The 25,280-nt window shown below is 35.0% G+C and carries 22 protein-coding genes; 13 read left to right on the top strand and 9 right to left on the bottom strand.

Features of this window, described 5'->3' with window-relative positions:
* Positions 1 to 92: 92 nt before the first annotated feature.
* Positions 93 to 413, bottom strand: a complete 321-nt coding sequence (locus BFU36_RS08735; RefSeq protein ID WP_069283509.1) for a TA0938 family protein — start codon at positions 411 to 413, stop codon at positions 93 to 95.
* Positions 410 to 1,324, bottom strand: coding sequence for a C2H2 type zinc finger domain-containing protein (locus BFU36_RS08730; protein ID WP_069284684.1), 915 nt, complete (start codon positions 1,322 to 1,324; stop codon positions 410 to 412). Before BFU36_RS08730 ends, BFU36_RS08735 begins: the two co-directional genes overlap by 4 nt.
* A 157-nt stretch (positions 1,325 to 1,481) precedes the next feature.
* Here BFU36_RS08730 and BFU36_RS08725 point away from each other — a divergent pair, with 157 nt between their 5' ends.
* A complete protein-coding gene (locus BFU36_RS08725; RefSeq protein ID WP_069283507.1) occupies positions 1,482 to 2,675 on the top strand; it encodes an MFS transporter in 1,194 nt (397 codons plus the stop codon).
* A 691-nt stretch (positions 2,676 to 3,366) separates the two neighbouring features.
* On the opposite strand, the gene BFU36_RS08720 is transcribed toward BFU36_RS08725, so the two are convergent.
* Positions 3,367 to 5,142: a S9 family peptidase gene (locus BFU36_RS08720; protein ID WP_069283506.1), complete on the bottom strand. Its 1,776-nt coding sequence runs from the start codon at positions 5,140 to 5,142 to the stop codon at positions 3,367 to 3,369.
* 251 nt (positions 5,143 to 5,393) lie between these two features.
* Between BFU36_RS08720 and BFU36_RS08715 the strand changes: the two genes are divergently transcribed.
* Positions 5,394 to 6,797: an MFS transporter gene (locus BFU36_RS08715; RefSeq protein WP_069283504.1), complete on the top strand. Its 1,404-nt coding sequence runs from the start codon at positions 5,394 to 5,396 to the stop codon at positions 6,795 to 6,797.
* A 232-nt stretch (positions 6,798 to 7,029) separates the two neighbouring features.
* Positions 7,030 to 7,890, top strand: coding sequence for an SMP-30/gluconolactonase/LRE family protein (locus BFU36_RS08710; protein ID WP_069283502.1), 861 nt, complete (start codon positions 7,030 to 7,032; stop codon positions 7,888 to 7,890).
* Positions 7,891 to 7,901: 11 nt separating this feature from the next.
* On the opposite strand, the gene BFU36_RS08705 is transcribed toward BFU36_RS08710, so the two are convergent.
* Complete coding sequence (locus tag BFU36_RS08705) at positions 7,902 to 8,615, bottom strand: purine-nucleoside phosphorylase (protein WP_069283500.1); 714 nt, start codon at positions 8,613 to 8,615, stop codon at positions 7,902 to 7,904.
* Positions 8,616 to 8,696: 81 nt separating this feature from the next.
* Positions 8,697 to 9,041 (bottom strand): helix-turn-helix transcriptional regulator, encoded by a 345-nt coding sequence (locus BFU36_RS08700; protein WP_069283498.1) that lies wholly within the window; start codon positions 9,039 to 9,041, stop codon positions 8,697 to 8,699.
* Between the two features lie 1,175 nt (positions 9,042 to 10,216).
* Here BFU36_RS08700 and BFU36_RS13605 point away from each other — a divergent pair.
* Positions 10,217 to 10,420 (top strand): transcriptional regulator, encoded by a 204-nt coding sequence (locus BFU36_RS13605; RefSeq protein WP_231961105.1) that lies wholly within the window; start codon positions 10,217 to 10,219, stop codon positions 10,418 to 10,420.
* A gap of 10 nt (positions 10,421 to 10,430) precedes the next feature.
* Positions 10,431 to 11,795 (top strand): mercury(II) reductase, encoded by a 1,365-nt coding sequence (merA, locus tag BFU36_RS08695; RefSeq protein WP_069283496.1) that lies wholly within the window; start codon positions 10,431 to 10,433, stop codon positions 11,793 to 11,795.
* On the opposite strand, the gene BFU36_RS08690 is transcribed toward merA, so the two are convergent.
* Positions 11,792 to 12,172 (bottom strand): PaREP1 family protein, encoded by a 381-nt coding sequence (locus BFU36_RS08690; RefSeq protein ID WP_069283494.1) that lies wholly within the window; start codon positions 12,170 to 12,172, stop codon positions 11,792 to 11,794. The genes merA and BFU36_RS08690 overlap by 4 nt on opposite strands.
* Positions 12,129 to 12,515 carry a PaREP1 family protein gene (locus tag BFU36_RS08685; RefSeq protein ID WP_069283493.1) on the bottom strand — a complete coding sequence of 129 codons (387 nt, stop codon included), beginning with the start codon at positions 12,513 to 12,515 and terminating at the stop codon, positions 12,129 to 12,131. The genes BFU36_RS08690 and BFU36_RS08685 overlap by 44 nt, the downstream gene beginning before the upstream one ends.
* Positions 12,516 to 12,646: 131 nt before the next feature.
* Here BFU36_RS08685 and BFU36_RS08680 point away from each other — a divergent pair, with 131 nt between their 5' ends.
* The 7 genes from BFU36_RS08680 (at position 12,647) to BFU36_RS08650 (ending at position 21,838) form a co-directional block, all read left to right on the top strand.
* Positions 12,647 to 13,861 (top strand): Zn-dependent hydrolase, encoded by a 1,215-nt coding sequence (locus BFU36_RS08680; RefSeq protein WP_069284683.1) that lies wholly within the window; start codon positions 12,647 to 12,649, stop codon positions 13,859 to 13,861.
* Between the two features lie 247 nt (positions 13,862 to 14,108).
* A complete protein-coding gene (locus tag BFU36_RS08675; RefSeq protein ID WP_069283492.1) occupies positions 14,109 to 15,455 on the top strand; it encodes an aspartate aminotransferase family protein in 1,347 nt (448 codons plus the stop codon).
* A gap of 3 nt (positions 15,456 to 15,458) precedes the next feature.
* Positions 15,459 to 16,529, top strand: a complete 1,071-nt coding sequence (locus tag BFU36_RS08670; RefSeq protein WP_069283490.1) for a saccharopine dehydrogenase NADP-binding domain-containing protein — start codon at positions 15,459 to 15,461, stop codon at positions 16,527 to 16,529.
* 293 nt (positions 16,530 to 16,822) lie between these two features.
* Complete coding sequence (locus BFU36_RS08665) at positions 16,823 to 18,979, top strand: ABC transporter substrate-binding protein (RefSeq protein WP_069283488.1); 2,157 nt, start codon at positions 16,823 to 16,825, stop codon at positions 18,977 to 18,979.
* A gap of 30 nt (positions 18,980 to 19,009) precedes the next feature.
* Positions 19,010 to 20,020: an ABC transporter permease gene (locus BFU36_RS08660; RefSeq protein WP_069283486.1), complete on the top strand. Its 1,011-nt coding sequence runs from the start codon at positions 19,010 to 19,012 to the stop codon at positions 20,018 to 20,020.
* Positions 20,013 to 20,903, top strand: coding sequence for an ABC transporter permease (locus tag BFU36_RS08655; RefSeq protein ID WP_069283485.1), 891 nt, complete (start codon positions 20,013 to 20,015; stop codon positions 20,901 to 20,903). Before BFU36_RS08660 ends, BFU36_RS08655 begins: the two co-directional genes overlap by 8 nt.
* On the top strand, positions 20,903 to 21,838 hold the full coding sequence (locus tag BFU36_RS08650; protein WP_069283484.1) for an ABC transporter ATP-binding protein: 936 nt from the start codon (positions 20,903 to 20,905) through the stop codon (positions 21,836 to 21,838). Before BFU36_RS08655 ends, BFU36_RS08650 begins: the two co-directional genes overlap by 1 nt.
* Positions 21,839 to 21,946: 108 nt before the next feature.
* Here BFU36_RS08650 and BFU36_RS08645 read toward each other — a convergent pair whose 3' ends face one another.
* Positions 21,947 to 22,411: an Lrp/AsnC family transcriptional regulator gene (locus BFU36_RS08645; RefSeq protein WP_069283482.1), complete on the bottom strand. Its 465-nt coding sequence runs from the start codon at positions 22,409 to 22,411 to the stop codon at positions 21,947 to 21,949.
* Positions 22,412 to 22,584: 173 nt separating this feature from the next.
* Between BFU36_RS08645 and BFU36_RS08640 the strand changes: the two genes are divergently transcribed.
* A complete protein-coding gene (locus tag BFU36_RS08640; protein WP_069283480.1) occupies positions 22,585 to 23,907 on the top strand; it encodes an aspartate aminotransferase family protein in 1,323 nt (440 codons plus the stop codon).
* Here BFU36_RS08640 and BFU36_RS08635 read toward each other — a convergent pair.
* A complete protein-coding gene (locus tag BFU36_RS08635) occupies positions 23,904 to 25,238 on the bottom strand; it encodes an aspartate aminotransferase family protein (RefSeq protein WP_156770070.1) in 1,335 nt (444 codons plus the stop codon). The two genes, BFU36_RS08640 and BFU36_RS08635, sit on opposite strands and share 4 nt — an antisense overlap.
* Positions 25,239 to 25,280: the final 42 nt, after the last annotated feature.

Below are 25,280 nucleotides of genomic sequence, written 5' to 3'. Positions count from 1 at the left end.
ATTCTAGTTTAGAATGCTTCTTCCTATATTACTGAGATTAAATTCTAATAAAATTAGAAGCATTTTTGGATGCCGGTTAAAGTTCTAAAATATTAATTTAACTCTTTGAAAGTGCCTATCCCTCCTTCATCGTCAAATTTGACGTAGAATTTATACTCCTTTCCTTGTCGTTTTGCTGTACAAGTTCTTCCAGTGTAATAATTACCGTTAATTTCTAGGTCATCAATTCTATCCCAATTATTTCTCTTTTTAACCTCTTTAATCATGTTAGTGAATTCTAATGCACAAAAGTCACAGCAGAAAAACAGTTTTTCATTATCTATTTCTTCGTAGTACTCTCCCCAAGTAGCCCCACACAGTGCACAACCTTTTTCCTTGGTTCCCGCTTCCTTTCCATTAACGATTATCCTCATCCCTTAAACACCACCTTAACCAGATTAGGTTCTATTTCAAATCCTCTCTCTAATCTAGCTAATAAGTATTTTGAAAAGGCATCAAATGACTTCAGAACTACGACCTGAACTTCTTCCTTCAAGTTTATCTGATCTGCGTATTTCTCCACCATTTCTAATGCTTCTCCAGCATGTGATATATCAGCTTCATAGCCTTCTCTTAAGAAATCTTTAACTTCTTTCGGATATTCATCTGAGGTCAATATAGAGGGATTAAAATAAGTTAACTTGGCTCCGTACTTTGTCAGTGATCTATCTGCAACTAACTCTAAACTGTGCATTGAAGCCATAGTTATCAGCCAATTCCTAGTTTTAGCTATGTTTACCCACGTTCTTATAGCAGATTGAGTCGCAGGAAGTGGAGGTGTGGATAGGATTTTGTCTCTAGGCATCCCTAATGACTCTCCCATTCTCAACAGTAATTCATAATGTGATGGTCTATTACCATATCCTATAAACTCTACTTTGATATTTTCTAACTCATAATGCAATACGTCATCTTTATCAGTATTAAAGACAATTGATGATAGTACTTTCACCCAATTCTTTAAGAAATGTTGATGTTCAATGACGTAACCTAGTAATACTCCTCTAGTAGGCTTCTGCATTGCTATCATGAATGGATGAGGATTATCACCATAAAATTTGTCTATGAATCTTTTTCTTATCCACATTGCTAAACTTTCAGGCTCATTAAAGAAACTTTCTAACCTACGTTGAAGCTCTTCTCTTTCTATCCTCTTTATGGAAATATTCCTATTTAACCACATTACGTGAGAGGGTTCACTTTTTGAGTTAGCCATTTCATCTATATGTTTCGTTAATTCTTCCCAAGAACTAAATTTAATTTCACAAGATGGGCATATAGGCATATAACCTAATGTATCTTTAAACGTGTTATTAAATTTAATCCTCAAACTTAAGATAAAATAAAATCATTTCATTTATATTAACTCTTTTTTCGAATTAGTTAGTTAGAAAGAAAAAGTTTAAGTATTTAATTAACTATTCGTAAATTAGGGGATTTTTTTGAGAGATGACTATGGCTATGTCTTTCTTTTAATATCACGTGTTGCTAGAAGCGTAGGAATAATTTACATAACGCTTTCTTCTTCATTATATCTATCAGCATTAGGAGTAAAACCAGACGTAATAGGAGTAGTGTTCTTGGGAGCAATAGGGTTTTCCTCTGTTCTTACGTTTTCATTAGGTATGATAGGTGACAGGTATGGGTATAAGAAGATTTTAATAGCGACTGAGACATTAGCCTGTGTTGCTTCCCTAATTTTGGGTACTGTAGTCTCTAATTACTATTTAATATTTACAGCTCTAATTATAGGTGGAGTAGGTGGAGCAGCAGGTGGAATTAGAGGGGCTTTTTCACCTGGACTTACCGCGTTAGTAGCAAGTAACTGGAAAGATGAGAGAGAAAGAATTAAGAGAATGAGCTTTTTGATGTCAGCTTCTTCCTTTTCTGGTATAGGCGGAAGTATACTATTAAGTCTTAGAGCCTATATAAACAACACTATTCAAGGGTATAGAATGTTATATTTGATATCCTTTATATTATTATTAATTTCTACAATTTCACTTTTCTTCGTAGGAGAAGTTAAGAGACCCAGAAAGACGTCCAAGATAATGTCAATTTCCAGCTTTAAATACATTTCAAAAGTTATTATATCTAATTCAATAACTGGATTTGGTTTAGGACTAGCAATTCCCCTTTTACCATTGTGGTTTAACTTAGCTTTTCATGCTAACTCATTTATGATTGGATTAGTATTTACTATGTCTTATCTATTCACAGCAGTAGGTTCGTTAGTATCCAATAAGATTAAGGCAGAACCACTGCGTGTAGCTTCAGTGACTAGAATATTAAATGGAGTATTCTTAATAGCCATGGCGCTGTCACCGTGGTTTCCATTAGCTGCGTTAATTTATATTATTAGAGGGCTAAATGCCGGAATTGGTTCTCCTAATAGAACGATGGTAAATGTAAGGGGAGTTTCCGCTGAAGATTTTGGTACTGCCTCAAGTATTCAAGGTATAGCTACTAGGCTATCTCAAATGAGCTCTGGACTGAGCGGATATCTTTTAGAATACGCTTTGCCATTACCACTAGAAGTTGGTGGAGTTCTCCAAGCTATAGGAGGGTATGTATATATGAAATTGTTATCCACGACAAAGAGTTCTAGTAGTTATAAGGATTATAAAACTGAATAGACAATTTATTATGTTTAAGCAGTATTCCTATCTTGACTTCCTCCTCACTCTTAAAGGTGAGGCTTTCCTTACCTTGTAAACTTCTTTATAAAAACTTTTAACTAGACCTATGTGAGACTTATACGCGGATATAGTGTCGTTATATGGGTATAAAAAATACCGATTACGCATTAGATTTTGCTAAATTAAAAATCCTCATGACTACTACTAATTAACACATTTTGTTCTATACCTTCAAAACATCACTATAGACTTGCCTAAAAATATCCCAGAGAGGATCATTCAACGCATTAAGGATAAACAATAGGACAGAATCTATAAGTCTACACTCAAATCTCTTAAAAAGGCTTATTATCAAGAAGGCTAAAGATTTTTGATGTTCCAGTAATCCTTGTTAACCCTTCTCGTTGTCTTTGTCCTAACTTAAAGATTATCTACTCACCTAATGGGGGCTTTACTCTAAGGATAGATTTACAAAGTAGGGAACACTCGCCCTTTAGGGCGGGGAGGAGGTCAGAGTTTAGGGACAAACATAATCTTAGAGGAATAAACTTAAGTAAATCCAGCTTGAATGAGGTTGCAACCAAGTTGATGAGAGAAGGTTACAAAATAAGGAAGAAAAAATGGAGTTTTATCATATAATGAGCAAAGCTATTCATATTTATAAATAAAAATTTTATTTAGTGAAATATTACGTAAGGTATTTCTTAAACCACTCTAATTTAGTATTTAGTCTATCTACCATATTCTTAGGTTTTCCTCTTCTAGCGTGTTCATGACTATCCCCTTGATATCTAACTAGCTCAGTAGGTACACCGTTCATTTTTAATGCCACGTAGAATTGCTCTGCTTGTTCAATAGGACATCTGTAATCTTCTTCCCCATGAATTAGCATAGTTGGTGTTTTAACGTTCTTAACATAGTATATGGGGGACATCCTCATTAGCTTTTCAATACCTTCTTTACTCCATGGGTCATCAATTCCAGACTCTATTACATTAAACCAAAAACCAATATCGCTAGTGCCACACATGCTTACTAGGTTTGATATCCCTCTTTCGCTGATTGCAGCCGAAAAAATATTGGTTTGAGTAACTATCCAATTAGTCATAAATCCTCCATACGATCCTCCAGTAACCCCTATCTTTCCCTTTAGATTATATTTTTGTTTAACAGTATTAACGAAATTTATTATGTCCTCCATGTCTTTCCCTCCCCAATCGCCTACACATGCTTTAGCAAATTCCTCTCCGTATCCTTGACTACCTCTAGGATTAGTATATATTATATTGAAACCATTTGATATAAAGAACTGAAATTCTATGAAGTAGGCATATCCATAAGCCATATGAGGTCCCCCATGGATAAACACTATTGTTGGAGCTTCTGGATTTTTAACTACGTACCATCCTTCTATTTCCATACCATTAGAGTTAATGGCTAGTCTCTCTGGAGTTTCCCCCTTAATGTTAGGATTTGGGTCGTATTCAACATCCTTGTACTTTAAGATTACTGGTTTCTCGGGTGTTGAGTAAAAATACGCTAGTCTTCCATCCTTATAATCGAATCCCCTTACAACTATGTTTCCACTAGTTACTTTATCTACTTTACCATCAGATATTTTATAAATATGGCTTGTTCCACCTTCTTGTCCTAATGTGATTATTTCATCCTTATCAAATACTAACTTATCCTTAACTCCATCGAACAAATCCGTTAAAACCTTACTCCCGCAAGTCTTTCCACATAGATAACTCTTCTCCTCTTCCGGTAAGCTAACTTCTAGAACCGCCCAAGGAGTTAGCCCTTTTCTGTGCCCTAGATACGCAATTTCACCTTTTTGATTCATTGCGATTGCTTGAATTACACCCTCTCCCTTAGTTATTTTCTTCAGTTCTCCCGTGTTTAAATCAACTTCATATAGGTCAGCTAAACCATAATCATCACCATCTTTAGTCGCAGAAATTACTATCCTATCCCCGTTAGTGGCTAAATCAGTAACATCGAAGTTTCCATTAACTATATTCCTTAACTGTTTACCGTCAAATAAATAGAGCGTCTGTCTAGTCCTAAGTAATCCCCTATTATCAAATCTATATTTTAACTTCTCAGTTTTGAAGGGCAAAGTCTTATCTACCTTTTCCTCACCAATGATTAGTACACCTTGTCGATGAAAATCATATTTATATATTTTACCTAAGCTTACTAAGTTCTTGGGCTCACCAAACTGAGAACCCTCTAAAAGTGAAGATTGATTCTCAGATGTTCTAACGAAGTATATTTTATCTTCATAAAACTTAGGCAATGACTCATTACCTTGAAACGTTATCCTATTCAAATTCATGTAAATTGAAGACTTATACTTATCCTCCTCTATCCACGTCTCTACGTGAAGCAGGCTGTACATTTTATCCATTATATAGATGTCTTGTATAACCCTTAACGAGTATGCTTCTTCTGGCTTCATTACCTAATTAATTTAGCTTAACAATATATTTCTTGATTAAACGGCTATTGGATAAGAGAAAGGCAAAACTCTCCATTAAGGGTAGGGAAGAGATAATTTCTTTAACTAGGAAAGTTATTATATTTATAATTTGCGAAAAATGTATTAATGAAATAAAAACTTTTATATTTTTAAGTAATTATGTATAGTCACTATTTTAAAAGATCTATAAGTTAACTTTTTAACTGTATTTTATCTAAACAATAATCGCTATGAACACTAAGCTCATACTATTTGTATTAACCTTAGGTTCTATGATGGCAGCAATAGATACGACTATCGTATTATTGGCATTACCCACTATTACCGTTGACTTACATACTGATTTACTATCATCAATATGGATATTAATAGCATATTTACTAGTACTGTCAATACTCTCTACTCAAGCTGGTAGAATAGGCGATCTAAACGGTAGAGGTAGAATATACAATATGGGATTTGCCATCTTTACTATAGCTTCAGCGTTATGTGGTATCTCTACTAACATTCTATTGCTAATATCATTCAGAGTTTTACAAGCTATCGGAGGTTCTATGTTAACAGCTAATAGTAGTGCAATCATAGCTGATATATTTCCCCCTAATCAAAGGGGAAGAGCTTACGGTATAACGTCACTAGGTTGGAACATTGGAGCATTAGTAGGAATAGTCTTAGGAGGTATCCTTACTACCTTTTTAGGCTGGAGATATATTTTCTATATCAATGTACCAATAGGGATTATAGCAGTACTCCTTGGATTGAGGGAAATTAAAGATATAAATAAGGTTAATAGTAAACTTGACATTACCGGTTCAATTATCTTAGGCATTTCTTTAGCACTGATCTCGTTGGGAGCTATATTCATAGTTAGTTACGGTGTGTCAATTTTGTACATAGTAGAAGTAGTAGTAGGAATTTTGTTAATTCCTTTATTCATATATAATGAGATGAGAGCCAGAATGCCAATAATAAACCTTAATGTCTTTAAGATAAGGCTTTTATCATATTCATTATTAGCCTCACTCCTACAAGGAGTAGGAGCTCTCTCTTTGAATTTCTTGCTCATAATGTATTTACAAGGAGTTAGAGGATTGTCACCACTAAGCTCCTCTTTGTTACTTACGCCGGGTTATGTTATAGCAAGTATATTAGCACCATTTATGGGTCGAATAGCCGATAAAGGAAAACCAGGATTATTAGCAGGAATAGGATTGTCCCTAATTCTGGTATCTCTAATACTTTATTATATTACGCTAACTCCCTTCACCCCATATTACATTATTTTAATAATTTCAGGCATAACCGGTATTGGTTCCGCTATGTTCTGGCCTTCTAATGCTACTGCAATAATGTTTAGCGCTCCTAGGGAATATTACGGCTCAGTCTCTGGTATTTCCAGAACATTAGGAAATGTAGGAACTACCATAAGCTATGTTTTAAGTATATCTGTAGCAACTTTGGTAGTTCCCAGATATGTGGCATTTGAGATATTCTTAGGAACTAACGTTCTAGACGGAAAGGTTAGCATGGCTTTTGTAAATGGATTGCATTTTGCATTCTTAGTATCATCAGTAATAATATTTGTCTCAATCATTCTATCTATTTTAGGCGGTAATACTAAGGTAAAACAGTAAAGAAACATTTTCTTAACTCTTTCAACTTTTTATTGTTTTTAATAACTTAGAAATATGAATAATCTCAAAAGTTGAAGATAAAAAATTAAGACGGAATAGTAGGCGTTAACGATTTTGAGACGATCGCATTTAGTCATAGAAAAATTTTCAAAATATTTAATGAATGCATTCTCTAGATAGTTAATTGTCGTTAAAACATTTTAATTTATACTCTTACTTAACTTGAGCTATAATGGAAACTAAACTAATCGTTTTAAGTAACTATAAGGCAATCTTAGGTGAGGGTCCAGTTTACGACAAAGAGCTAAACAAGCTGTTTTGGGTAGATATTGAAGGTAAAAAAGTAATCACGAATGATTTGAACAGCGGTGCTGAGGTAGTTTATGATATGCCAGATTTGGTCTCTTCCCTATGTGTAATAGATGATAAGAGGGTAATTGCTACAATTAGGCACACATTCTATATAGTAGATCTATCTAAAAATTCGTTTACAAAAGTAGCTGAAGTCGAAAGTGACATGGAGAGTAATAGGTTTAACGATGGCAAATGCGATAAATTAGGTAGATATTGGGCGGGAACCATGAACATGACGGAAAGAAAGCCCACTGGCAATTTCTATAAGTTAGAGGGTAAGAAGGTTACAAAATTATTAGAGGGCTTAACGATATCTAATGGTTTAGCGTGGGATAGCGACGATAAGGTGATGTACTTAATTGATACTCCTACAAGAAAAGTATTCGTATTCGATTTTGACTTAAATAAAGGAGAAATATATAATAAGAGAGTTGCTGTAGATTTCGGAAATGAACCGGGGAATCCAGATGGCATGACAATAGACGAGGAAGGATTAATTTGGGTAGCCCATTGGGGAGGTGGTAAGGTTAGTAGATGGAACCCAAAAAATGGAAAAAAGGTCGATGAAATTAAAGTTCCTGCTACTTACGTTACTTCAATAACCTTTGGAACTCCGGAAATGAGCCAAGTGTTCATATCAACTGCAGGTAAGAGCCCAGATCCCTTGGCAGGAAAACTGTTCACAGCTGAGGTAAACGTAAAGGGATTACCAAATTATAGATTTAAGTTAGAACAGTAATGGTCTTTTTCCTAACCTTTTGTCAAAGCCTCTAAAACTGCATTAGCCCCATCCATGACTTTCTTCTCTAATTCTTCCTTACTTATCCATAAACCTCCCTTAACCAAATTATCACTTATCACTACTACACTAGCACTCCTCCACCCCTTCATTTTACTTAAAGCGAATAGAGTGGCACACTCCATTTCGACAGCCACATTGCCTCTAAAGCTCCACTTCTTTGCAAACTCCTCATCTTCCGCGTAAAAAGCATCACTACTAAAAACGTTGCCTAAGTAAAATTTCAAACCATTCTTATGAAAGGTAGATACTATCTTGTTAGTTAATTCAAAGTCAGGATTTGCGCACAAACATGCACTATCTCTAACGTACTGATAGAATAATCCTCCTTGATTATACGAAGCTCCAGTGACTATCACGTAGCTTCCTATATCTATATAAGGCACGAGAGAGCCTGCAGTCCCATATCTTACAAAAGTGTTTGCACCCAACATTGCTAATTCTTCTAATACTATCGCTATAGACGGACCACCTATACCGTGTGTTGCTATACTAACATTCTCATCATTATATTTTCCAGTATAAACCAGAAATCCCCTATTTTCATTAACCAACTTAACATCTTTTAATAGTGTAGACAATAGTTTAACTCTTCCAGGATCGCCTGCTATTAATACTTTCTCAGCTATTTCTCCCTTCTTTGCCAATATGTGAACTGGATTCATGGTATGAGTTTTGTAAATAATAATTTAAAATCAGCTTTGGCCTAGGAATCTCATTAATTCAAGGATAGCCGGCGTTCATCATCACTGTTTAACCTTTATACCTTTCTCTTCTTCTAAAACTTCACATGACAATATAGATTGGCTATGGTTTCTAACGTGATTTATAGCTATCTTAATTAGCTCAATAACTTCATCACTACTCAGTGAATAATATGAAAACTTTCCTTCTTTTCTAACCTTAACAACTCCGCAATTCCTTAAGCAAGACAAGTGATGAGAAATTAAAGATTGTGATTTTTCCAATTTTTTACTAATCTCATCAACAGTAGCTTCTTTTTTGTCCAATAGAAATAATACTATACTCAGTCTAGTCCTATCGGCCAATGAGGAGAAAAGCATGTCCAACTCCGTCAATAATGACTCCATATATTAAGGTAAGAATAAAAAGATTAATTAATCTTTCTAAAGTCATATGGAGTGTGGATATAATGCAATCATAAAGGTATAAATTCTGGTTGTAGTCTTATTTCAAACGTATATGAGTGTTTTACTGCTTTGTTTCTCTTTTATCTTTTTCTCTCATTGACGAGTTTATGCTCTAGTTTACCGGGTTTTGTGTGTTTTCTCAATGTAGCACGTTGTAATTATAGCTTATCCATGCATCTTAGTTTCCTTAGAAGTTTTTCTCGTCTTTACCTAGATATATTACCTTGGCTGCTTATTATTTTGAATATCTACTTCTATAATCCTTTATGTTCAAGTCTATTAATTTTAATATTGCCTTAGAGGTCTCACAGTTCAACAAACACTTGCCATACCCAAGTGAAGGCATTACCCCTATTTAGAACCCTTGAAATAGCATATTCAAGGCTAACTCCTTAACACGCTTATGCTTTACATCCTTAAGAAACTTTCTATATACCCCCTACTTACCCGTAACAAAGGGATGGCCATTAAAAATAATGCATATCCATATAAACCTTCTTCTTACTCCTTTTACCCATAAGTAATACTAAAGGGGTTAATGTTTTTTAACTTCATAACGGCGCTATATCTACACACATTCATATTATGCAAAACTTTATTGGGCATATATTATTACATCTGTAGATATGAGAATATTTTCATATATTAAGACCGCTTTACGACTTATGTTTTCCACTGTTTATTGCAATACTACTCATTTTAACTCTTGAGCTAGGATATTATTTTCTTTTTTATTTTTTGGTTATCTAATATTTAGAGGCCTCTTTCTATATTATATAGCAATGATATCCGTTATACTTTCAGTATTTATGGGAATGTCCCTTGATTTTTTACTATTTATTCTTTCCCTGGAGAAATTTGAATATCTAAGTCAGTAGTGGGATTAATAATTTCAAATATATTACCCAGTACTTTGTGCTGCTCCTCTATATTACAATGTTGAGGAAAGCGTCTATAGCGGGGAGGAAGTCAGTTTAAAAGGATCTCTCTAGAAATTATGATACCAAAATTGTCATCTGCGTATTAGATCTTATCTTATGTTAATTCATGAACGTAAATTCATATGTTCATATGAAGAATAAACTTATATATATTTTATGTAACAGTAATATTAGGTGAAATGCATGGTAAAACTGAGGATTAACATGAGGCAAGGGTCAGATTTGAAGTGTGAGAATTGTGGAGTAGAGTTAAAGGAGGACAATATCTATGTTAGGCTGATAAATGGGCAAGACCATTACTTCTGTTGTTCTCATTGTGCTGATAAGTACGAAAGTAGATTAGGTAACTTAGATGGGGACGGTTGTTGTTCTCTTTAGGTGACAATTAGTGGAGGATTTAGTAGTTATAGGCTATGGAGCAGCAGGTTTCGCAGCGATAATTAGGGCTAATGAATTAGGGGTTAAACCAGTTTTAGTAGGGCATGGAGAGATAGGTGGCACTTGTGTTAATGTTGGCTGTGTTCCATCAAAGAGAATGCTTAGAATAGGAGAACTATATAATTACGCTTCTAAAATATTAGGTAATCAAATCTATCCGGACTTTTTTAAATCATTTGAAGATAAAAGTGACATAGTATCTAAATTACGTAAAGAAAAATACGAGAACGTTCTGGATAGTTATGATGTAAAGTTAATTAATGGTAAAGCACATTTCATATCTCCCAATTCGATTAAAGTAAATGGGGAAGTCATTGAAGCTAAGAAGTTTATTATATGTACTGGGTCATCTACTTATATACCAGATATCAAGGGTTTAAGGGAAGCTGGATACTGGACTAATATAGAAGCGTTATCTCCAGATAGGAAAATTGAATCCCTAGCAATAATAGGTGGGAGAGCATTAGCCTTAGAGTTTGCCCAAATGTATAAGAGGTTAGGGGTTGATACTATTATATTGCAAAGGAGTAAGTTAATAATTCCAGATTGGGAACCAGAAATATCGTTAGTAGTAAAAGAGTATTTGGAGGAATATGATCATATCCCCATTATGATAGATGTTAGAGTTAAGGAAATAGTTAAGAAAGAACATACCAAAGTAATAGTTACTGATAAAGGAGAAGTAGAAGCGGATGAGATATTACTCGCAACTGGGAGAAGACCGAACGTGGACTTGAATCTACCCTCTGCAGGCGTTGAGCTAAATGAAAGAGGGGGAATAAAGGTTGATGACGAGCTAAAAAGTAGTAATCCTAACATTTATGCCGCAGGGGATGTGATAGGAGATTTAATGTTGGAATCTTTAGCAGGAAAAGAGGGTGCAATAGCTGCTGAAAATGCTATTCTTAATTCTCACAGAAAGATTGATAGACTTAGTATTCCTCAAGCGATATTCATTGAACCTAACGCTGCCAGAGTAGGATTAACCCAAATAGAGGCTGAAAAAAAGGGATATCAGATAGACTATAGAGTAGTTAAAATGGATAATGTAGCTAAGGCTAGAATATTGAGAGAAAGTGAAGGGTTAATAAAGATGGTTATTGATAAAAAGTTTAGAACTATTTTAGGGGTTCAGATGTTTGGTAAATACGCTGCTGAGGTAATAAATGAAGCAGCTCTAGCAATTAAGTTCAGGGCTACTATAGATGATATAATAGATACCATTCACGTCTTCCCCACAATGAGTGAAAGTCTAAAAATAGTTGCCATGTCCTTTGTTAGAGATGTAAGCAGAATGAGTTGCTGTGTAGACTAATAAAATTGCAACAGCTTTTCTATCTCATGTACTAATAAAGACAGTTCTTTGACTCTCTCTTTTTTAATCTTCATTTCATGAAAGCCTAAGATATGTAAGTACCAAGCAGCTCTCCATATTCTTATAACTTCATATTTATTAGTCTTCCTAGCTATTAGTCTTGCAGCCTTAAATAGTATACTCGACTCCCAAGTTTTCCTCCTTCTAACTTTTTCCATTATTTCTTTTATGTCTAGTATTTTTACTAGTAGTTTTATTGATTCTTCTGCGGCTTTATAATATTTTTCGGATGCTTGTGTAATATCACCTTTAGATAATAGATCATCAGCCTCTTTAAGCCATTCCAGAATTAACGATCTCGTCTGCGATTCTGACAAGTTTCCTCACTTCTTTAGCTTCATTCTCCAATTCATCTACTGATAGGTTAGCTGTAAGTATTGCTACAGCTGACATCCAATATTCAAAAACTTCACTTTTCTTTACTTTTTCACTTATTTTTTGTACTGCCTCATCCAATGTTCCCAAATCCCAATATCCATCTTTCTCAACTTTTTCCATTATTTCTTTTATGTCTAGTATTTTTACTAGTAGTTTTATTGATTCTTCTGCGGCTTTATAATATTTTTCGGATGCTTGTGTAATATCACCTTTAGATAATAGATCATCAGCCTCCTCTATGAGAACATCAGAGGCAGTTAGTATCTTACTACTTTCTCCCATCTCAACAATATATTATCTCGAAAGCTTATATACTTGTACCTTTTTCCCAAAACTTAGTGATGGTTGACTAATTTAATTTCCTAAGAAGAAATAATATATATTTCCTAGTAAAAGTTATTTCTATGACCTTAATAAACACTCAAAGATTTCTAAATACCTTCCATTCTATGACAAACATAGGGTGGACAGAAGAAGGCGTAATGAGGATAGCTTTAAATGAGTATGACATTAAGGTTAGGGAAGAAGTTATTAAGCTCTTGTCCAGTATTGGGAGTGAAATTAATATCGATGACGGGGGTAATATAATTAGTAAGGTAAAGGGTAAGTCAGATGAGCTAATAGCAATAGGTTCACATATGGATTCCGTACCTTATGGTGGGAGGTTTGACGGATTTTATGGAGTAATGGCTGGATTAGAGATTTTGAGAGGGATTACAGATCATAAGGTTAGATTAAACCATTCTCTTTGTCTTATAGACTTCACTAATGAAGAAGGAGCTAGATTCCAACCTTCATTATTAGGTTCTGGCTTAACTACTGGGGTTTTTAGCAGAGATTTTGTTTATTCCAGAACCGATAAGAACGGAATATCTTTCGAAAAAGCGTTAATCACTTCAGGTTTCATGGGAGATAAAAGTAATAGACTTGAATATAATAAGCCTAAATATTACATAGAGTTGCACATAGAACAAGGGCCTATATTGGAGGAAGAAGGTTATCAAATAGGCATACCTTTAGGAATAGTTGGTTTAAGCGTATACGAATTTACATTTAGGGGACAGTCGAGTCAAGCAGGACCAACTCCCATGAGCAGGAGAAGAGATGCGTTAATTGGTGCTTCTAAGTTCACTACAAGAGTTAGAGACTTGGTAAGATCTAAGGGGGACAGTGTAAGAGCAACTGTGGGTATTATTAATGTTTTACCGAACGTTTATAACGCTATTCCTAGGGTAGCAACTCTTACATTAGATGTGAGGAGTATTGAGAAGAATGAAAGGGAAAAGACGATTAATGAGGCGATAAATATTGCCAAGGAGATAGCTGATGAAGAAAAGTTAGAAGTCAGTTATAGACACTTGTGGACTGCTGAGGGTGTAGATTTTGACAAAGAAGTCATTAATGCAATAGAAAGAGCATGTAAGGAGCTAAATATAAGGTATAAGTTTATGTATAGTTGGGCTGGTCACGATGCCCAGTACATGACTAGAATTTCTAAGGTTGGAATGATTTTTATTCCTTCCCATTTAGGGATAAGTCACGCTAAGGAAGAGTTCTCCTCAGATCAAGATATGACCAATGGTTTGAACGTCCTAGAAAAGACAATTAACATATTGGGCGAGTCCTAAAAATGCTTTTAAAAGCATTTTCTTATTATGTAGTCAATTTATATTTCTAAATGGTTAAATAAATAGTTAAGTTATATAATACATTCTTCTCTCATGAAAATATATATACCCTATCGGATATTATATATTATAAGGGTGGTTGAATTGAGACCATCGAGAAAAGTTGTAAAATACTCTCATATACTGTTCACGTTTTTAGAAATGTATATGTTATATTCTCCGTAGTGATTAATTTTCGGTGATTCTTATGGTAGTAGACGAGTACAAGAGACGTACTTTAAGATCTCTATCTCTTTATAGAGAAGCGAAAACTGTGATGCCTCTAGGAGTTTCTAGTAATTATAGGTATTTTGACCCTTACCCAATATACCTATCTAAGGGTAAGGGGAGTAGAGTATGGGACGTTGACGGCAACGAATACATAGACTTCAACATGGGTTTTGGTGCATTAGAGGTTGGTCATGCTAATCCTAGGGTTGTTGATGAGGTTAATAGGGCTGTTAATGATGGTAGTATTCTTGGCTTTGAGTATGAGAAGAGTGTTGAGTTAGCTAAAATCATTAAGAATAGGTATAATGTTGACATGGTTAGATTCTCATCAACCGGTACTGAAGCAACAATGCACGCAATAAGACTAGCAAGAGCATACACAAGAAGAAAAAAGATAATAAAATTCGAAGGACACTACCACGGCTCACACGACCAACTACTAATAAATAATACTCCTCCAAATCCTAATGGTCAAAGGGTAATATCGTCTTTAGGCATAGTAGATGAATTAGTTAATAATACTTTGATTGCTGAGTGGAATAATTTGGATTCTGTTGAGAAATTAGTTAAGCAAAATAGGGATGATATTGCCGGTATAATAATGGAACCCGTCCCAATGAACATGTTCTTGTTAACCCCGGATGTTGATTTTCTTAAGGGTATCTTTGATTTGGCTGATGATTATGGTTTTGTTGTTATTTTTGATGAGGTTAAGACGGGTGGGAAGTATTTTAGTGGTGCTTCTGGTTATTATAATTTAAAGCCTGATATTATCACCTTGGGTAAGGCTATTGCTGGTGGTTTCCCCTTGAGTGTTATTGCCGGTAAGAGGGAGATTATGGAGTTGATTGGACCGGGGAAGGTCGCACATGGGGGAACATTTAACGCAAACCCAATATCAGTAAGAGTAGCAATAGTAACACTAAAAGAAATACTAACAGAACAAGGTTTCTATAGAATGAATATGCTAAATTCTGAGCTAGTAAAGGGTTATAAGGATATTTCTGAGGACTTAGATTTAGATTTAGTAGTAAATAGTTGGGGAGTTAGCGGGACTGTTATACCAGCAAGTAATCAGCCTAGAAATTATAAAGAGATAGTCAGTTACAGTGATCTTAAGGCTTATGCTGGATACTTCTATTCAATGTTAGTTCAAGGAATAATACCGATGGCATTTCAAGAGCAATGGACTATTTCAGTGTCTCATAGTTTAGGGGACATTTATGCCCATCTAGAAAGAGCGTATGAATCCCTTAGAAAGATAGATGAGTTAAAAAACGTGAATGAACTCATTAAGATGTCTAGTATTGAAGAAGTGTGGTAAACGATGAGAGTTAGCGTAATCGGAGGTAGTGGACAAGTCGGTTCAGTTACAGTTAAGGATTTGTTAGATAATAACATAGATGTAAAGGTAATTGACGTAGTTAAACCTAAACTGGACGTAGAGTACGTTTACGGTGATTTAAATAATATTGATGAAATTGCAAGAAAAATAAAGGATAGTGACTACGTTATAAACACTGCCCAATATTATTTCAATCTAAACGCAATGGAAGCGTGTTTAAGAGCAGGGGTGAACTATGTTGATTTAGGCGGATTGTTCTGGATGACATTAAAACAGTTGGATAAGAATAATGAGTTCGAGAAAAATGGACTACTAGCGCTTATAGGTATGGGTGCGGAGCCAGGTATAACGAATGTAGGAGCTAGATATCTAGTTGACAAATATGGAATACCTAGAAGGATCAGAATAAGGAACGGCTGGAGGTCCCTTAGTTCCAGTTTTAAATTCAATTGGAGCGTAGATACACAAATGGACGAAATTACGATGGACGCTCCGGTTTGGGAGGATGGAAAATATGTGTATTACAAACCGTTAAGTATGAGTGAAGAAGTCTATTTTCATGAACCGGTTGGTAAAGTAAAGACGTACTTAACCATACATAGTGAGCTAGCTACTTTCCCATTTTCTTTCAGAGGAGTGAAATACGTTGATTGGATGGAAGGAGGTGATGGATTCGAAGTAGTTGCAAATTTAGGTAGGATATTCGGAGATGATGCAGAAGTTTATGGGATAAAGGCTAGGAAATATTTAAAGGAACTTTTAAGGTTAAAGAACTTAATAGGTGCTCAAGGGGATGAGTGGGAGTCAGCTAAGGTTATTTTTGAGTATGACAGCACTTCAGTGGAATTTGAGGTGGTGATACCACCTAAAGGTGGATTTGATGGAACTCAATATGGAGCTGGAGTTCCATCAAGCATAGCTGTTCAAATGAAAGTTAGTGGAAATGGTGTCTTACCACCAGAAAAAGTAGTAAGACCGGACGTTTTCTTCAAGGAACTAAGGAGGAGGGGTTTTGAAATTTATGTTATATATAGAGAGAATCTGGGAAACTAACGTGACCTTTAGTAATATTGTTGTAAAATTTTTTAGACGCGACGCTTTTGGACACGCGATTTGCCTTTAAACTACCTTAATTTATTCATGAATAGGTCAGTGCTGTTGGAATTTAAACGAAATACGTCATTTGATCAGCAATAAATGTATGTGCTCATGAGATTTGATTGAAAACTATCCAACAAATCCTCTTAGTTTGATTAATTGATTAGTAGTTTTTGACCTCTTATTAAAAAATGTTTAACATGAATACATGAAATAAGTTTATAAACGATTTTATTAAGTTAAAACTCATGAAATACTCCTCAAAAAAATTTCTTGGATTTTTACTTACTTCTGTTACCTTATTTACTATTTTGCTTGTTAGCATCTCTGCAGTATCAACTATAGTTCACTCACAAACTATCATTATCCAACCCAAAAATTCCTCAGAGTTAATAGACGTAGCTTGGACATATCCTCCTGATGCATTAGATCCTGCAACGGGATTTTGTGATCCAGATCAAGTTATTTTTAACGTAGTTTACCAACAATTAGTTGAGCCAAATGTAAGTAATCCATTACAAGTTGTACCAGGGTTAGCTTATAATTGGACTACTACTAACTATCAAAATTGGACATTTTATTTAAGAAATAATGCATACTTTAGTGATGGTGTTAAGATAAACGCTACAACAGTTTGGTTCTCTTTTTATAGAACGATATTAATGGGTCAGGGTCCCGGTGTAAATAATTATATTAACTTGTTGTTTAATAGTACACAGTACGAAGACACAGGTTTTGCACTCCCTTGGGGAGTAGGAAATGCGATTGAAAACGTAACTGGTTTGCCCACATCTAATAACGCTAATTTAACTGCCACAATTCTAGCTTCAATACTTTCTCACTTTAACGCTAACAATCAAACCATCTTAAAAATAATGGAATATCCTTATCAAGCTGTAGTGGTTAAGGGTCCTTATGAAGTTCAATTTAACCTATTACACCCCTATAGGTATTTCATATTAGACATAGCTTATTGGTGGGGAGCTATACAAGATCCTGTGTTCATTGACGAACATGGAGGAGTTCAAGCTAATACTCCCAATTCATATATTGATGAATACGGTATGCCGGGTAGCGGTCCATATATGATAAAGTCGGTTGGTTCATCCTATTCAACGGTTGTGCTCGTTAAGAATCCTAATTATTGGGGAAATAACGTAACAGGTTTACCACCTGAGCTACAACCAGCTCATATACCAGTAGTGATAATTTACTATGGTCTTTCCCATGAAACTAGACTAGAAGACTTCGATAATAATTTTGCCCAATTATCTTATGTAAGCCCTCAATACTTGGGCTATCTATACAATAACTATGTCTACAAACAGTACGTGAGCTTCAATCAAGTGTTCTATTTAGCGAATGAGATTCAAGGGTGTATTGATTATATTGGTATGAATACCCAGGTTTATCCCACTAATATAACAGCTCTTAGGCTAGCAATTGTTCATGCAATTAATTATACAGCATTGTTAGATTTATATGAATTTAATGGTACTTTACTAGCTAGGGAAGCTTTAGGACCAATTCCTTCCACTTACCCAATATATTATAAAGTACTTAATATAACTCATTTATCACTTTATAGCTATAATATCTCTTTAGCCTTACACTACTTAAATGAAGCGGGATATGAGGGTGACTTTTACGTTACCTTACCTAATGGGACAATAATAGGTAATCCGAAGGGTAATCCATTACCAACTCTGGATATTTACATAACTGTATCACGTCCGACTGCAATATTAGAAGAGGAGTTACAGATAATTCAAGAAGATTTAGAAAAAATAGGTATCCCAACGGCTATAAAATCAGTATTACCTTCAGTAATAGACAGCTGGACTAACGCTCAAGTATCACCTAACTTGGCTTATGCGATATACTCAGCGGACTGGCCGGATCCAGTATTCCAGCAACTATTGCCTCTGACGGATGCATTCTTTGGAGGTATTAGTGGGAATTGGGCTTGGGTGAACTTAACTATACTACAAAACATGTATAATACTCTTCCCTTCATTACTAATCAAACACAACAGCTTCAATTGGTTGCACAAGCTTATAAAATCATATACAATTACGCACCTTATATATGGATGCCTACACCAACCTTGTATTATCTCGTTCAGCCCTATGTGAAAGGGTTTGTAGCACAAGAACTAGCTTACTACTTCTATAACATGTTGTATTATCAGCCCATAACATTTACTTTAGTATCCCCAACTACGTCAACTACTACTAGTGTTTCAACGACTTCTTCTACAACTATAACAACTCCTACCACAACACTGACAACAACTACTACACATAGTTCTTCATCTATAACATTAGATGTAATAATAGCTGTAATAGTAGTGATAATAGTAATTATCGTTGGAATAATATTGTTCTTGAGGGGAAGAAGGTGAAAGGTAACGCAAGGGAACCTATTTTTATTTATCATTAGGCGTATCATAAATGCAATAATAACTATTATAATGTTAATAGTAGTTATTTTTATACTTATTCACGTAATTGCACCAAATCCACTAACCTTAGCAAAAATATATTCTGGTAATCCTCATCCAACTTATGCGCAATTAATAGTTATAGAGAGGAAGTACGGTCTGAATAAGCCACTATATGTTCAGATAATTAATTATATTTCAAATTTATTTCATGGAAATTTGGGAATGGATCCAGTATATAAAGTTCCAGTTGTAAACCTATTATCAAAATATATTCCCAGAACTCTAGAGATAACGATACCAGCTACAGTTTTATCAGTCATAATTGGCTTAGTAACCGGGGCTATAGGAGCGTCAAACAGAGGTAAGGTTTTGGATTATTTCGTGAGAGGAGTATACTTGGTAACTTGGTCATCTCCAACGTTTCTTATAGCAACTGTTCTTCAGCTAGGAGTAGCATATTACCTCAAGTTACTCCCACCTTATGGAATAGTGAATCCTGCTTTAACATCTCCATCTAGAATTACGGGTTTTCCACTTATAGATTCGGCAATAGCCGGAGATTGGGTTTATTTCGTTAGCGTATTAAGGCATATGATATTACCAGTAACTTCTCTTGCAGTGGCTAATTTTGGTATAGTTACTAGACTTTCAAGATCTTCAATGCTCGTCCATATGAACTCCGATTACGCGAAATTAAGTCTAGTTAAGGGTTTAAGTAGGAGAAGAGTAGTTTATGGAGTCGTGCTAAGGAATGCCTCAATACCCATAGTGACGTTAATAGCATTGTTATTTGGCTCATCGATAGCGGGCTCAGTTGCAGTCGAAGATATTTTTCAGTATCATGGAATGGGCTGGTTTATAACTAATTCCTTACTAAACCTCGACTATGTAGGTATTTTATCGACAACGGTCATTGTAGCGGTATTCATAATTGTTGCTAATCTGGTAGCAGATATTCTATACAGTGTGCTAGATCCTAGGGTGAGAGTAGGTGGTTAGTAAATATAAAACCATTTTAAAATTAATAGTGAAAGACCCCTCTGGATTATTAGGATTGTTAATAGTTCTTGTGTTCATTTCATGGTCTTTGATTCAAGGCATTATTGAGTTAATATCACAATATACTAGAAATCCTAGACTTGGATATTTACTTCTTCCTCATAATCCATTTGCAGTTAATCCTTCAGAGGCTCTTCATCCGCCTAATATAAATTATATAATGGGAACTAATGGGGCTGGAGAAGATGTCTTTTCAAGGATACTTTATGCATTGCCAAGAGACGCTTTAGTTGCTATAGTCGTCGTTTTTTCTTCAATTCTGGTCGGTGGAATAATAGGTATTATTGCTGGATATATTGGAGGTGTAGTTGATGAAGTTTTTATGAGGATAACTGACGCTTTCTTATCATTGCCTCCTCTGATTTTAGTAATAGCTATTTCAGTCCCACTTAAAGCTAGCTATCTAGGAGTAATTTTAGGTTTATCATTAGTATGGTGGCCGACATATGCTAGATTATTTAGAGCCCAGACATTAGAAGTTAAAAACACTGATTATATAATTTCTACAACAATATACAAAGTATCCAGATTCAGATTATTTTATAAATATATATTTTTAAACGTGATAGATCCAATAATAGCTTATGCTACACTAGACTTTGGAAACGTTATACTAACGTATTCTACTTTGGCATTCATAGGGATAGGAATAACTCCACCAATACCGGAGTTGGGAGAAATGGCTTCTAATGGCTTATCAGGATTACCAGAAGCTTGGTGGTGGCCACTATTCCCTGGGCTAACAATACTGTTAATAGTTATAGGATTTTCATTGTTGGGAGATAGAATTCAAGAAATAATTATGGGCGAAGTGATGTATTGATGGATATTTTTGTAGGTAAGAATATAAGGAAGTATTATCCTCTGGGAGGAAGGGGTGTACTAGAGCGTATTTTTTTGAAGGATCATATTTTCCTTAAAGCATTAGATGGCGTTTCAATAAACATAATTAAGGGGGAGACTTTAGGAGTTATAGGAGAGAGCGGTTGTGGAAAAACTACTTTAGCCAAGATAATAGCGACCATTGAGAAACCCAGTGAAGGAGAGCTCTATTTCATGGGTAAGGACGTATTTAAAAATATTGAGTTAGTTAGAAAGAACATAGGGATAGTGTTTCAGAATCCCTTATCTTCTCTTAATCCTAGAATGACAGTTGAGGAAATAATCACAGAGGTGTCTAAAGATATTAATAGAACTAAAGAATTGTTAGAGCTTGTAGGATTAGCTTACGATTATGTAAAGGACAAGTATCCTAATGAGTTATCTGGAGGACAAGTACAAAGAGTCTCGATAGCTAAAGCCTTAGCTAAAAATCCAACTCTTCTAATTCTAGACGAGCCTACATCAGCCCTTGACGCGTCAATCCAAGCACAAATACTTAACTTGCTATTAGATTTAAGAAAAGAATTAAACATCACTTATCTTTTTATTACCCATAATATAATAGTTGCAAATTACATTTCAGATAGAATGATTGTATTATATGCGGGTAAAGTAGTTGAACAAGGTAAGAGCGATGAAATATTAGAAAGACCTCTTCACCCTTACACTCAACATCTAGTCTCATCTGTACCTAAGCTTTATAGAAAAGATTTATCACCTCCTTTAGGAGAAGCCCCTAGTTTAATAAATCCTCCTAAAGGATGTAGATTTCATCCGAGATGCCCATATATGATGGATATTTGTAAAATTGAGGAACCTCCTAATGTTAAGGAGAATGGCAGGATCGTATCTTGCTGGCTTTATTATAAGAGGTAATATCCATAAATAGAGAATATGCAATATATTAAAATTATGGCGTACTTATAAATTACCAATTTTTCCTGCATCACATTTTTTACTGTCTTCATTTATCTAAAGTACTATTTACCATAAGACTGTATTTGGTGTTTCTTTTATTACCTTTACTACTACTTGAGTACTAGATCTTTCAATTTCTGGTAAGTTCATTAACCTCTCTAGGAAATTTCTCATGAACTCTTCTCTATTTCTGTATCTTGCCATCACAATGAAGTCAATATCTCCTAAAACGAAGTAAACTCCCCAAACACCTGGTAATTCAGCTATTTTAGAGCCTAAATTAACGTGGTAGTCCTTTCCGTACTTAGCTCTAATGAGGCTTATAACCGTGTAGTCAAAATTCAATAAGCCAGGATCAAGATGTGCATAGTATCCTTTTATTATTCCCAAGTTTTCAAGCCTTTTTATTCTATATGCTATTGTCGATTTAGGAACTCTTAGTTTTTGTCCTATTTCTTCTAAGGAATACTTAGCATTGTTTTGAAGCATCTTTAAAATCTCAAGGTCTATTTTATCTATTTCCAATGCCATAATAAATGAGATATATTACAAATATATAAAGATTATATTGAACAGAGTTCCATTATCACCCATCATAATTATCTGAAAAACAATCAGCATCCTACTTTTCAAACGATCCATCATATAACGTCCAACTTGAACGTAATACAAGTTTATAATCCATTTTACTTAGAACAAATATTATGGAGGAGAAGAAGATTATTAAGGATCATACGTTTAAGACGTGGAGTAAACAAAGAGGTTGGGATCCTATTATCGTCTCAAGCGCTAAAGGAGTCTATTTCTATGATAACGAGGGTAAAAGGTACTTAGACTTCTCATCACAATTCGTTAACGTTAATTTGGGTTATGGAAATGAAAGAGTAATCAGTTCAATCAAAGAGCAATTAGATACCTTACAATATATAAATCCCTCTTTTGGGGCTCAAATTAGAGCAAAGGCAACGAAAGCATTAATTGAAGTTATGCCTAATAGTATTAGAAAGTTCTTCTTTTCGACTTCTGGTACTGAAGCTAACGAGGCTGCAATTAAAGTGGCGAGGATTTACAAGAAACCAGCATATAAGATATTAGCCAGATACAGATCTTATCATGGTTCTACGTTAGCTTCTATATCAGTTACCGGAGACTATAGGAGGTGGTTTGTTGAGCCAAATATAATGCAAGGAGTAGTTAGAATACCAGAGCCCTACTGTTTTAGATGTCCTTTAAAGTTGAAGTACCCAGAATGCAACATTGCTTGTGCTAATTACGTTGAATACGTTATTAAACAAGAACACAATGTAGCTGGAATAATAATTGAACCTATTACTGGTACTAATGGAGTTATCGTGCCTCCGAAAGAATACATGCCATTAATAAGGAAGATAGCTAAGGAAAACGATATTTTGTTTATAGCAGATGAGGTAATGACAGGCTGGGGTAGAGTAGGAGAGTGGTTCGCCGTAAAATTATGGGGAATAGAACCGGATATTTTAACCACAGCCAAAGGTGCTTCAGCATCTTATGTTCCAATAGGTATCACTGGATTTACAAAAGAAATCGGCGATTTCTTCGAAGAGAATATATTTCCACACGGTCATACATTCGAAGCACATCCGGTCTCCCTCTCTGCTATACCCGCTGTAGTTGAAGAATATAAGAGATTAGATCTACTAGCTCACGTGAAAGCTATGGGGAAGTATCTAGGAGAGAGATTAAATGAACTGAAGAATAGGCATATTAGTATAGGAGATGTAAGAGGAGTTGGATTGTTCTGGGCTATAGAGTTAGTTAAGGATAAAAACAACAGTCCATTTGGCGATTACGAGGATAAGTATGAAGGTAGACCAACGTTAATTGATCTTATAACGAAGAAGTTATTGGAGAAAGGTGTTTATGTATATAATGGTCCGTCTTGGTTAATAATTTCTCCACCTCTTATAATAAATAAGGAAGAGATAGATGAAGGGGTTAATGCTATTGACGATGTTTTAAAAGAAGCGGACAAGGAATTTAGAGGCTAAAAAGCCTCAAATATGCTTCCCTCAGTTTTCTGAACCTTAGCTAATTTAATAGCTTCATTTGAAGCTTCCAGATGTTTATCTATCTCCTCTTCTGTATGCATTACCGATACCGTCCACTGCTCATTGAAACCCGCCATTGGTAATATTCCCTTATATATCATATAGTAGAAATATGTGAACCAAGATTTAAAGTCTAGTTTTATGAATTCTCTATAATTTTTTGGAGCTTTATCACTAAAGTAGATCATCCCACTAGGTCCCCAGTGTGTTACGGCTAAGTCTACTTTTAGATCCTCTGCAATATCTTCATATCCTTTCTTTAGTTTTTCACTCAGTCTGTGCATATGATGAAAAGCTTGTTCTGTTAGTATTTCTTTTAGTGTTACTATTGCTACTCTTACTGATATTGGGTTTGCGTTAAATGTTCCCCCATGTGCGACCTTCCCCGGTCCAATCAACTCCATAATCTCCCTCTTACCGGCAATAACACTCAAGGGGAAACCACCAGCAATAGCCTTACCCAAGGTGATAATATCAGGCTTTAAATTATAATAACCAGAAGCACCACTAAAATACTTCCCACCCGTCTTAACCTCATCAAAAATAACAACAAAACCATAATCATCAGCCAAATCAAAGATACCCTTAAGAAAATCAACATCTGGAAGTACTAGGCCCATATTCATTGGGACGGGTTCCATTATTACACCGGCTATATCATCCCTATTTTGCTTAACCAATTTCTCAACAGAATCCAAATTATTCCACTCAGCAATCAAAGTATTTGAAAGTGTTTCTTCTGGTATTCCAAGAGAAGTAGGGACACGATTCTCTAGCTTTATGGGATTAACGTTTATTAGTAGTTGGTCGTGTGAGCCGTGGTAGTGTCCTTCGAATTTTATTATCTTTTTTCTTCTTGTGTATGCTCTTGCTAGTCTTATTGCGTGCATTGTTGCTTCAGTACCGGTTGATGAGAATCTAACCATGTCAACATTATACCTATTCTTAATGATTTTAGCTAACTCAACACTCTTCTCATACTCAAAGCCAAGAATACTACCATCATTAACAGCCCTATTAACCTCATCAACAACCCTAGGATTAGCATGACCAACCTCCATTACTCCGAATCCTAATATGAAGTCTATGTATTCGTTGCCGTCAACGTCCCATACTCTACTCCCCTTACCCTTAGATAGGTATATTGGGTAAGGGTCAAAATACCTATAATTACTAGAAACTCCCAAAGGTAAATGAGTTGACGCCTCGTTGAAAATATGCTTTGACTTTTTAGTTTTACTTTCATACATATTGATGGGATCGTATCTCAATTCGACCACCTAAGTATAAGATATCATTGATTTTTATATTAA

Source organism: Sulfolobus sp. A20, assembly GCF_001719125.1.
In the GTDB taxonomy this organism is placed as follows: Archaea; Thermoproteota; Thermoprotei_A; order Sulfolobales; family Sulfolobaceae; genus Saccharolobus.
This window is presented reverse-complemented; position numbering and strand designations above follow the sequence as displayed.